This window comes from Citrobacter braakii, from assembly GCF_002075345.1.
GTDB lineage: Bacteria > Pseudomonadota > Gammaproteobacteria > Enterobacterales > Enterobacteriaceae > Citrobacter > Citrobacter braakii.
On record NZ_NAEW01000005.1, the window covers coordinates 276,586 to 286,760 of the forward strand.

Annotated in this window: 9 protein-coding genes; 3 read left to right on the forward strand and 6 right to left on the reverse strand. The window is 50.0% G+C overall.

Features of this window, described 5'->3' with window-relative positions:
* Positions 1-158: 158 nt before the first annotated feature.
* Positions 159-596 carry a universal stress protein UspA gene (gene uspA / locus BZK42_RS13420; protein WP_003023368.1) on the reverse strand — a complete coding sequence of 146 codons (438 nt, stop codon included), beginning with the start codon at positions 594-596 and terminating at the stop codon, positions 159-161.
* A 393-nt stretch (positions 597-989) separates the two neighbouring features.
* Here uspA and uspB point away from each other — a divergent pair, with 393 nt between their 5' ends.
* A complete protein-coding gene (uspB, locus tag BZK42_RS13425; protein ID WP_003023371.1) occupies positions 990-1,325 on the forward strand; it encodes a universal stress protein UspB in 336 nt (111 codons plus the stop codon).
* Between the two features lie 64 nt (positions 1,326-1,389).
* Here the strand turns inward: uspB and pitA are convergent, their stop codons facing one another.
* Positions 1,390-2,889, reverse strand: coding sequence for an inorganic phosphate transporter PitA (gene pitA, locus BZK42_RS13430; RefSeq protein ID WP_080859306.1), 1,500 nt, complete (start codon positions 2,887-2,889; stop codon positions 1,390-1,392).
* 229 nt (positions 2,890-3,118) lie between these two features.
* Here pitA and BZK42_RS13435 point away from each other — a divergent pair, with 229 nt between their 5' ends.
* On the forward strand, positions 3,119-4,315 hold the full coding sequence (locus tag BZK42_RS13435) for a BaiN/RdsA family NAD(P)/FAD-dependent oxidoreductase (protein ID WP_080859307.1): 1,197 nt from the start codon (positions 3,119-3,121) through the stop codon (positions 4,313-4,315).
* A 102-nt stretch (positions 4,316-4,417) separates the two neighbouring features.
* Entirely contained in the window at positions 4,418-5,095 is a 678-nt protein-coding gene (locus tag BZK42_RS13440) for a FadR/GntR family transcriptional regulator (RefSeq protein ID WP_371745387.1), read from the forward strand.
* 8 nt (positions 5,096-5,103) lie between these two features.
* On the opposite strand, the gene BZK42_RS13445 is transcribed toward BZK42_RS13440, so the two are convergent.
* The 4 genes from BZK42_RS13445 to BZK42_RS13460 all read right to left on the reverse strand — a co-directional run bounded on the left by BZK42_RS13445 (position 5,104) and on the right by BZK42_RS13460 (position 10,172).
* Entirely contained in the window at positions 5,104-6,576 is a 1,473-nt protein-coding gene (locus BZK42_RS13445; RefSeq protein WP_080859308.1) for a fructuronate reductase, read from the reverse strand.
* A gap of 104 nt (positions 6,577-6,680) precedes the next feature.
* Positions 6,681-7,865, reverse strand: a complete 1,185-nt coding sequence (uxuA, locus tag BZK42_RS13450; RefSeq protein ID WP_080859309.1) for a mannonate dehydratase — start codon at positions 7,863-7,865, stop codon at positions 6,681-6,683.
* Between the two features lie 20 nt (positions 7,866-7,885).
* Positions 7,886-8,911 carry a zinc-binding dehydrogenase gene (locus BZK42_RS13455; RefSeq protein ID WP_080859310.1) on the reverse strand — a complete coding sequence of 342 codons (1,026 nt, stop codon included), beginning with the start codon at positions 8,909-8,911 and terminating at the stop codon, positions 7,886-7,888.
* Complete coding sequence (locus tag BZK42_RS13460; protein WP_080859311.1) at positions 8,883-10,172, reverse strand: MFS transporter; 1,290 nt, start codon at positions 10,170-10,172, stop codon at positions 8,883-8,885. The genes BZK42_RS13455 and BZK42_RS13460 overlap by 29 nt, the downstream gene beginning before the upstream one ends.
* Positions 10,173-10,175: the final 3 nt, after the last annotated feature.

Below are 10,175 nucleotides of genomic sequence, written 5' to 3' on the forward strand. Positions count from 1 at the left end.
TTTTCGATCCAATTAGTTGATCACACTAATTATGATTTGTTTGTTGGATTGATGTACTAATTGTGTCCGAATGATAAAAACAAAAACGCCCGCACAGGCGGGCGTTTACAGGCTTAACTACTTGCAGCAGGCCGGGCTATTTCCCGGCGGCAAGCATTTTATGCTTCTTCGTCGTCACGCAGCGGAACAATCAACATGTCGACGTGGACGGTGTTGATCAGTTGGCGCGCGGAGGACATCAGTTTGCTCCAGAAATCCTGGTGGTGACCACAAACGACCAGATCCATGTCGTATTTTTTGATGGCATCAACCAGAACCTGACCCAGGTCGCCGCTACCACTCAGGGTTTCGGTGATAGGGTAGCCTGCATTGGTGGACAGCTCGGTTAACGCGTGGTGGGTTTCTTCAGAAATGCGTTTCTGCATGTCGCCCAGATTCACGTCGATAAGGCCGGTGTACAGGTCGGAATAGTTTACGTCAACGTGGATAAGGGAAACTTTAGCATTGTAAGGCCGCGCCATAGAGACCGCTTTTTCAACCAGAACTTTGCTTTCCGGAGAAAGATCAACCGCGATAAGAATGTGTTTATAAGCCATAGTGTTACTCCTTCCATAAGTTGTCGATGACTAGCCTGCTGGCGTTTCTCTGCCGCCGCGTCATCCGCGTCCTGCGAACCTTGTGCGCGGGGCTAGCCCAGTCGTAAAAACGTACCATATAAGGACTATCCTTACATTATAGCGACCAGAATAATCCGTCAATCCGCCTTGCTTGCCAAGCAGTTAAACAAATTTTTTAGATAATTGCATTGATAGCGATTAACCTTCTGGCAAAAAAATTAACTAATCTCCTACACTATCTAGAGGGGCGTTCGAATGCGTGATACTAATACGAACGGTTTCTTCAGTACTCTTCACTGAATGGTTTGGCAGGGTATCGGGGAGCGGTAGTCCCGGAAAGGAGTTCCGTGGGCGGGTCGCCGGGGAGGGGGTATGATAAGCACCATTGCATTGTTCTGGGCTTTATGTGTCGTTTGCATTGTTAATATGGCGCGCTATTTTTCTTCGCTACGCGCACTGCTAGTGGTACTTCGTGGTTGCGATCCATTGCTTTACCAGTATGTTGATGGAGGGGGCTTTTTTACCTCGCATGGGCAACCGAACAAGCAGATGCGTCTGGTGTGGTATATCTACGCTCAGCGTTACCGCGATCATCATGATGATGAATTTATTCGCCGCTGTGAGCGGGTTCGCGGTCAGTTCATTCTCACCAGCGCGCTATGCGGCCTGGTGCTAATCAGCATGGTTGCGCTGATTATCTGGCACTGATTCCAACGACAGATACAAAAAAAGCGGGCCAGTTTCCTGACCCGCTTTTTTACCGCGCATTCGCTTAGATAAGCTTCAGGGAGAGCCAGTACAGCCCGCCGGAAAGAAGAATTGCTGCTGGCAGGGTGAAGACCCAGGCCATCAGAATGCTGGTCACCGTTTTACGCTGCAAACCGCCGCCATCAACAACCATCGTTCCCGCAACGGAAGAGGAGAGAACGTGTGTGGTGGAAACGGGCATACCGGTGTAGCTGGCAAGACCGATAGAGACTGCGGCGGTCATCTGCGCCGACATCCCCTGGGCATAGGTCATGCCTTTCTTACCGATTTTCTCACCGATAGTGGTTGCCACGCGACGCCAGCCAATCATCGTACCAATACCCAGCGCCAGTGCGACGGCCATAATGATCCAGATAGGCGCGTACTCAATGGTGCTCAGCATGTCAGATTTCAGTTTCTTCAGCAGACGCTGATCGTCAGCGCTTACGCCAGGCAGCTTAACCACTTTATCGGTGGTATCAGAGATGCACAGCATAATACGGCGCAACTGACCACGCTGTTCGACGCTTAACTTGTCGTAGGTTTCCAGATTCGCCAGCATACCTTTCGCACGTTCCAGCGCGTTGATGGTATTCGCCGGGTGGCAATGGAACTCGGTCGGCGTCGCTGGTGCCGCGTCCGTCGGGGACGGAATCAGCTGGTCTACGCCTGTGGCCTGTTTAAGCAGGTCAGGGCGCTGCTGGAAGAAGACTTCGACGTTATTGATTGCATCGCGGGTACGGGTAATTTCGTAACCGGAAGCATTCATATTCACCACGAAACCTGCTGGCGCTACGCCAATCAGCACTAGCATCACCAGACCAATGCCTTTCTGACCATCGTTCGCGCCGTGGGAGAACGCCACGCCGATAGCGGAGAGGATCAGTGCAATACGCGTCCAGAACGGCGGCTTTTTCTTTCCGTCTTTCTTTTCACGTTCTGCCGGCGTCAGGTGGATACGGGCACGTTTTTTCGTACCGCTCCAGTAGCGACGCAGAATGAAAATAAGACCACCTGCAACCACCAGACCGACAATAGGTGAGATGATAAGCGAGGCAAAAATACCGATAACTTTCGGGATGTTAAGTGCATCCACCACCGAGGAGCCGTTCATCAGCGCATTGGTTAAACCAATACCGATAATGGCGCCAATCAGCGTGTGGGAGCTGGATGCAGGCAGACCAAAGTACCAGGTACCCAGGTTCCAGATAATTGCCGCCAGCAACATGGAGAACACCATGGCGAGGCCATGTGACGATCCCATATTAAGCAGCAGATCCGTTGGTAACATATGCACGATGGCATACGCCACGCTGAGACCACCCAGCAAAACACCAAAGAAGTTGAACACCGCAGCCATGACCACCGCCAATTGCGAACGCATTGCACGGGTATAGATCACAGTTGCGACAGCATTGGCTGTATCATGGAAGCCATTAATTGCTTCGTAGAACAGCACGAAAGCCAGAGCAAGCAATAGTAAAAGCCCGGTATGTAAATCCAGGCCAGCAAACAAATGTAGCATAGGACGTTACGCCATTTTGAGGACATGAACGCGGCGCATTATCAGTGACTTTGGCGGCGCGGGCAAAGTGAAATATAGAGTTTTTTTGATTTGTCTCCTGCTTTGTTTTACACCACTAAAGAATTATCCTATATATTTCAGATAAATACCCTTTATCGGTAGTTTGGTGCTGGTGCGACCACTGAGGAATCTTTACAATTCACTCCCGCTTTTTAGAGAGGATCGCAACGTGGAAAGGTTTGATACCGTTATTATAGGCGCTGGCGCAGCGGGTATGTTTTGTGCCGCGCAGGCAGGACAAGCAGGTAGTCGCGTACTGCTAATTGATAATGGTAAAAAGCCCGGGCGCAAGATTCTCATGTCTGGCGGGGGCCGCTGCAACTTTACCAACCTTTATGTCGAGCCGGCTGCGTATTTGAGCCAAAACCCGCATTTTTGCAAATCGGCGCTGGCGCGTTATACACAGTGGGATTTTATCGATCTGGTGGGTAAGCACGGTATTGCCTGGCATGAAAAAACGCTAGGTCAGCTTTTCTGCGATGATTCCGCCCAGCAAATTGTCGATATGCTGGTGGATGAGTGTGAAAAAGGTAACGTAACTATGCGGTTACGTAGCGAAATCCTGAGCGTTGAGCGAGATGGTGACGATTTTATCCTGGAATTGAATGGGATGAGTGTCGGCACGAAAAAGCTGGTTATTGCCTCCGGTGGTCTCTCTATGCCGGGTCTGGGCGCGACGCCGTTTGGTTATAAAATTGCGGAACAGTTCGGCCTGAACGTTTTGCCTACGCGCGCAGGTCTGGTGCCTTTCACCTTACATAAGCCGCTACTGGAGCAGCTTCAGGTGCTCTCTGGCGTATCCGTTTCTTCCGTTATCACCGCCGAGGACGACACCGCATTTCGTGAAAACCTGCTCTTTACGCACCGCGGGCTTTCTGGTCCGGCCGTGCTGCAGATTTCCAGTTTTTGGCAGCCAGGTGAATTTGTCAGCATTAATTTGTTGCCGGATGTTGACCTCGCAAGCTTCCTCGATGACCAACGTAGCGCACACCCTAATCAAAGCTTAAAGAACACCCTGGCAATGCAGTTGCCAAAGCGTCTGGTGGAATGTTTACAGCAGTTAGGGCAAATCCCGGATGTCTCGCTGAAGCAGCTTAATGTGCGCGATCAGCAAACGCTGGTTGAGACGCTGACCGAGTGGCGGGTGCAGCCGAACGGTACGGAAGGGTATCGTACCGCTGAAGTCACGTTGGGCGGCGTCGATACCAACGAGCTGTCATCGCGCACGATGGAAGCGCGCAAAGTGCCGGGACTCTACTTTATCGGCGAAGTCATGGACGTCACCGGCTGGCTGGGCGGCTATAACTTCCAGTGGGCGTGGTCGAGCGCCTGGGCATGCGCGCAGGATTTGGTCTCTGGTGATTAAAATTGTTTACCTCTGATACAAGGAACTGACTCAGGCATGCGTTTCTTAACTCCGGGAATGATATGATAAATCAGTTAAAAATCGTACACAGAAGGGAACGGAATGCACATGGTTATTCCTGAGGTAAAACAGGAGCGGCTCTATCAAAAGATAGCCAATCTCATCATTAAGCTCATCAACGATAGTATTTTTCCACCGGGAAGCTTCTTGCCTCCTGAACGTGAACTGGCGAAGCAACTTGGCGTGAGTCGGGCATCGCTCAGAGAAGCATTGATTGTGCTTGAGATCTCAGGATGGATCACCATCCAATCCGGTAATGGCGTAATTGTTGCTGATAAAAAGCATTCTGCCAGCGATTATACAGTTGAAGAAATACTCTACTCGCGTGAGTTGGTTGACAGCCATTGCGCGCGTCTCGCTGCAGAAGCAGGCAAAGATGAGCTTATTAGCCAGCTTGAACTACTGCACCTCAGCATGGAAAAAGCCATTAGTGAAAATAATGTTCATGGCTTTTACTCTCTCGATAAGCAATTCCATTTAACGGTATCTGAAGCCAGTCAGAACCGCGTCTTGCTCGATATGTCGCGTATGTTGTGGGAGCAACGTGTCAACATCCCGTATGCCGGACTGGATGAACGCTCCGGCAATCGGGATGTGTTAACCAGCATGAATAAGCAACATAAAGCAATTGTGGATGCAATTCGCCAGGCTGATGCTGACGGTGCTTATCAAAAATCGCTGGAACATCTGGCTTATGTCAGGCAGATCGTGGGTCTTTAAAAAAAGCGTTAATGACTCAGACCAGCTACCGCTGCACGTGCGCCTATGCTGTGCAATTGCTGACAGGCAGCGGTTACATGCTCAATAAAGTCGGTGTTATCGCGTAGATCCTGCCCAAAAATGGTGTCGATTGCCAGTAGTGCCCGGACACGCTCCCCTGATGATTTATATTTTTGATAAATAGCCCGAAACTGTGCCGCCATAGGGTCGACCACTTCGAATGAATCGCCTTTTTCATCTATACCACTGACGTAGCGCATCCAGCCTGCAACTCCCAAAGCCAGGTGACGGTAATTGTCTCCTTGTGCAAGATGTAGCCGAATGGGATCCAGCAAACGCTGAGGTAATTTCTGGCTGCCGTCCATTGCGATTTGCCAGGTTCGGTGCTTCAGTGATGGATTAGTAAAGCGTGCGATCAGCAATTCCGCATAACCCGCAAGGTCTGTACCTTCAGGCATTGACAGCGTCGGGCTTTGTTCATCAAGCATCAACGCCAGCGCAGCATCGCGATATGCCGGGTTAGTCATTGTATCGGCAATGGTTTCATAACCGCCAAGATAGCCAAGATATGCGAGGAAAGAGTGACTGCCGTTAAGCATGCGCAGCTTCATCATTTCAAACGGCACCACATCTTGCACAAACTGTGCGCCAACCCGATCCCAGTCCGGACGACCATTAACAAAGTCATCTTCGATAACCCACTGGCGGAACGGCTCGCAGGCAATGGCACAGGGATCGTAAACGCCAAGCTGCCCGGCGATGTGCGCTAAGGTCTCATCCGTTGCTGCCGGAACAATGCGATCCACCATCGTACAAGGAAACGTTACATGTGCCGCTATCCATTCGGCCAGTCGCGGGTCGCGTGTTGTTGCCAGCCCCAGGACAGCGGCTTTCGCGACATGACCGTTTTCTCGTACGTTGTCGCAAGACAATACGGTAAAGGCCTTTAATCCCTGTTCGCGACGCAATGCCAGAGCTTCGACAATATAGCCAATCGCCGATTTTGGTGACTGTGGATTTGCAACGTCATGCTGGATAAACGGGTGATTCAGATCCAGCACGCCGCTGGCGGGGTCAGTACAATAACCTTTCTCGGTAATTGTCAGTGAAACAATGGCAGTTTCTGGGCGCGCCATTGCGCGGATAATTGCATTACTGCCGTCAAATTCTGGATGCAGCGCTTCGTTCATCGAGCCAATGATTTTAAGTTCTGTACTTTGTGCTCCACGCTCGGCAACAGTGTAAAGCAGATCCTGCGCCCGCAGGTTTTGAATCAGTGTTGCATCGTTTCCGGGCATCAGGTTGACCTCACAGATACCCCAGTCGCTGTCGCTGCTTTCCAGCAGATGATGGGTATAAAGCGCCTGATGGGCGCGGTGAAAGGCCCCGCAGCCAAGATGTACTATGCGTGAAACCAGGCGTGAGCGATCCCAACGCGGGCGTGGGGTGGAAATCTGAGCGCTGGCGAGATTTTGTTCCATGACAACCTCCTGTCATTGATGATCTTCTTTGATGATGCGCTATCAAAGACCGGTCCTGACTGAATGTAAAAACCGCATGGTGGGGACACCATGCGGTAACAATATTACTGACTGAAGAAGGCACGTCGGATAGCCAGCTCAACACCACGTACTTCAGCCAGACCTTTCAGACGGCCAATAGCGGAATAACCTGGGTTGGTTTTCTTTTTCAGATCATCAAGCATCTGATGGCCATGGTCTGGTCGCATGGGGATCAATACGGCGTTACCTTCATCTTTACGCCGCTGTTCTTCTTCGACTATCGCTTTCACCACGTTGTACATATCGACATCGCCGGAAAGATGCGCCGCTTCATGGAAAGTCTTGGGATTATCTTCTCGTTGCGTAGAACGTAGATGCGTAAAGTAAATCCGCGGACCGAACTGTTTAATCATATCAACCAGATCGTTGTCTGCACGCACGCCATAAGAGCCAGTACACATTGTGAAGCCATTCGCCATATTGTTGACGGTTTCCACCATCCACTGCATATCTTCAACGGTGGAGACAATACGCGGCAGACCAAGAATTGGGCGTGGTGGATCGTCCGGGTGAACGGCCATACGTACGCCAACCTCTTCTGCAACCGGGATGATAGCCCGCAGGAAAAAGGCAAAGTGCTCGCGCAGGGCCGCTTTGTCTATATTTTTATAAGTCGCCAGGTGGTTACGGAATTGGTCCAGCGTATAACCTTCTTCAGCACCAGGCAGACCTGCAATAATATTTCGTGTCAGTCGCGCTTTGTCCTCTTCGCTCATGGTGGCGAAGCGCTTACTCGCCTGAGCTACCTCTTCCGTGGTGTAATCCGCCTCAGCCCCTGGACGTTTGAGAATATGCAACTCAAAGGCGGCAAACTCAATTTGGTCAAAGCGCAGGGCTTTTGAGCCATCGGGCAACTCATATTCCAGGTCTGTTCGGGTCCAGTCCAGAACCGGCATGAAGTTGTAGCACACGGTATAGATGCCGCACTGGGCAAGATTACGCAGCGTCTGCTGATAATTTCTAATCCATAAATCGTACTGCCCTGTGTGGGTCTTGATGTCTTCATGAATCGGCACGCTTTCCACAACCGACCAGACCAGACCAGCTTTCTCTACGATCTCTTTGCGCTTAAGAATTTCTTCTACGGACCAGACTTCACCGTTAGGAATATGATGAAGCGCTGTCACTATGCCGGTGGCTCCGGCTTGACGAACATCGGATAACGACACGGGATCGTTCGGGCCATACCAACGCCAGGTTTGTTCCATTGTTTTATCTCCTGCGAAAATTAATGAAAGGTCGCATTGATCTTCAGATAGCGTTCCGGATATTGATCGAGTTCTTTCACGGCGGCAGGAACCTCATCAATACTCACCACTTTGCTAACAACATCTGCAGGATTGATGTTTAGCGTTGCCAGCATCTGTAGTGCTTCTTCAAACTCACCTGCGCTGGTCCGGGATCCGCGAATATCCAGTTCCTTAAACGTGATCAGGTTGGTGGGTAATGATGTTTCCTGTTTTGGCCAGCCAGTGAAGGCAATACGACCAGCAAAAGAGGCCATATCCAGCGTTTCGCGAATCGCGCTGTTGGCGCCAGAGGCTTCTACCACGACCTGGGCCATCGTTCCCTGCGTAATGTCTTTGATCGCGTCAACAACCTGTGTATTTGACGGATTGATAACGTACGGGACGCCCAGTGATTTGGCATACTGGAGTCTCTCTTCCACGATATCGATCAGAATAGGCGTCGCGCCATAGCGTAATGCGCTCAGTGCCGCCATCAGACCTATCGCACCCGCGCCTATGATGGCGATGTGCTCCCCTGCGGTGAGTTTGGCCCGATGTAGCGCATGCAGCGCAATGGTCAGCGGTTCCGCCAGCGGTGCCATCTCGGAGGCAACGTCATCAGGGATTTTGTGAATCAAATGCGCGGGGTGAGCAACTACCTCCTGCATTGCGCCATCAATATGCACGCCAATTACTTTTAGATTTTCACAACAATTTGTTCTGCCTACCGAGCAGGGGTAACAGTGACCACAATAGATATAAGGGTCGACAATTACACGATCTCCTTCTTTAATATTGGCCGGCATACCATTGCCTTCTTGAATTACAATACCAGTAATTTCGTGTCCAATAATACGTGGGTAGGTTACTAACGGGTTAGTCCCACGAAATGCACCAATATCAGAACCACAGATTCCGGCTGCATCGACTTTTATTAGAACTTCGTTATCTTTCTTTTCAGGGTAATCAACCCAGCGGGTTTCAATTTCACCCGGTTTATTGATGTAAACAGCTTTGATTTTCATTTTCTTTTAATCCTTTATTTTTGACAAATACGAATACCAGGCAGCTGGAAACAATCGCAATAGCACCAGCCAGATAGAATGCGTAATCATATTTACCGCTGAACTGAACGATGAATCCGGTGACCAGTGGGCCAATAATCCCGGAGATATTCGCAAGCCCATGCATGGCCCCACCAACGCTACCAACTTTATCTTTATGCACCACATCCTGAATAACCGCCCAATAAATTGGCCCGGTCAGATAAAGCAGGAACAACGAGACTGACATAAGACCAACGGCGCTGCCGATGGTGGTTACCGTGCCTGAAACGCCAACGCAAATCGCCGCCCCAGCCAGACACACGCCGAGAATAAGGCGTCGAGAAAGCAGGGCATTTCCTGTAACGCGATAGATAAAATCAGAGCATACGCCACCCAACACCATGCCGATTGCGCCAATCACCCATGGGATCACGGTTGCAATACTAATTTCTTTAATATCAAGATGTAATGAGTGATTCAGGTAGCTTGGAAACCAGGTCAGGAAGAAAAAGAGTATGTAGTTATAGCTAAAGAAGGCCAGCGTCGTTGCCCACACCATTGGCTGTTTCATGTAGTAGCCAAGAGAAGGCATAGCTTTACCGTCATCCGCTAAAATAATATCGTCATGGTTTTCAAAATCGACACGCTCTTCCGGGGCAAGTTGTTTACTTTTGGAGGGTTTATCACTGGCAATGAAGTACCAGAGAATAACCCAGGCTAAACCAAACAGAAAAATAATCCCGAAAGCCGGACGCCAGCCTAATGAAAGTGCCAGCAGGCCAACTACTGGACCAGAAATTGCACCACCTAACGGCGAACCTGCGCTAAAAATACCAATCGCAGTGGCAGATTCTTTGCGAGAAATCCAGTTATTGATGATTTTATTTCCAGCCGCACTGACCGGTCCTTCGGCCATGCCGAATAATACGCGCACGGCCAGCATGGTCCATAAGCCGGTAACTAAACTGGTCATCCCACAAAATACTGACCAAAGTAATGCGGCGACCAGAAATACAGTTTTGGGGCCAAACTTGTCGCTGGCCCAGCCACCGATAAAGTTAAAAAGTGCGTAGCCAACAAAAAATGCGCTGAAAATCATACCCATTTCAGCGGCATTGAATCCTAATTCCTTTTCAATGAGTGGAGCGGTAATCGACAATGCTGAACGATCCATATAGTTAAGCATGTAAACTATAAATAGAAGAAAAACGATAAGCCATCCCATTGTTTTTCTTTTCATGAT

Excerpts from the sequence above, each read along its gene's own strand:
- uxuA (WP_080859309.1), bottom strand. The coding sequence starts at position 7,865 with ATGGAACAAACCTGGCGTTGGTATGGCCCGAACGATCCCGTGTCGTTA.
- BZK42_RS13455 (WP_080859310.1), bottom strand. The coding sequence starts at position 8,911 with ATGAAAATCAAAGCTGTTTACATCAATAAACCGGGTGAAATTGAAACC.
- pitA (WP_080859306.1), bottom strand. The coding sequence starts at position 2,889 with ATGCTACATTTGTTTGCTGGCCTGGATTTACATACCGGGCTTTTACTA.
- uspA (WP_003023368.1), bottom strand. The coding sequence starts at position 596 with ATGGCTTATAAACACATTCTTATCGCGGTTGATCTTTCTCCGGAAAGC.
- BZK42_RS13440 (WP_371745387.1), top strand. The coding sequence starts at position 4,418 with ATGCACATGGTTATTCCTGAGGTAAAACAGGAGCGGCTCTATCAAAAG.
- BZK42_RS13460 (WP_080859311.1), bottom strand. The coding sequence starts at position 10,172 with ATGAAAAGAAAAACAATGGGATGGCTTATCGTTTTTCTTCTATTTATA.
- BZK42_RS13445 (WP_080859308.1), bottom strand. The coding sequence starts at position 6,576 with ATGGAACAAAATCTCGCCAGCGCTCAGATTTCCACCCCACGCCCGCGT.
- uspB (WP_003023371.1), top strand. The coding sequence starts at position 990 with ATGATAAGCACCATTGCATTGTTCTGGGCTTTATGTGTCGTTTGCATT.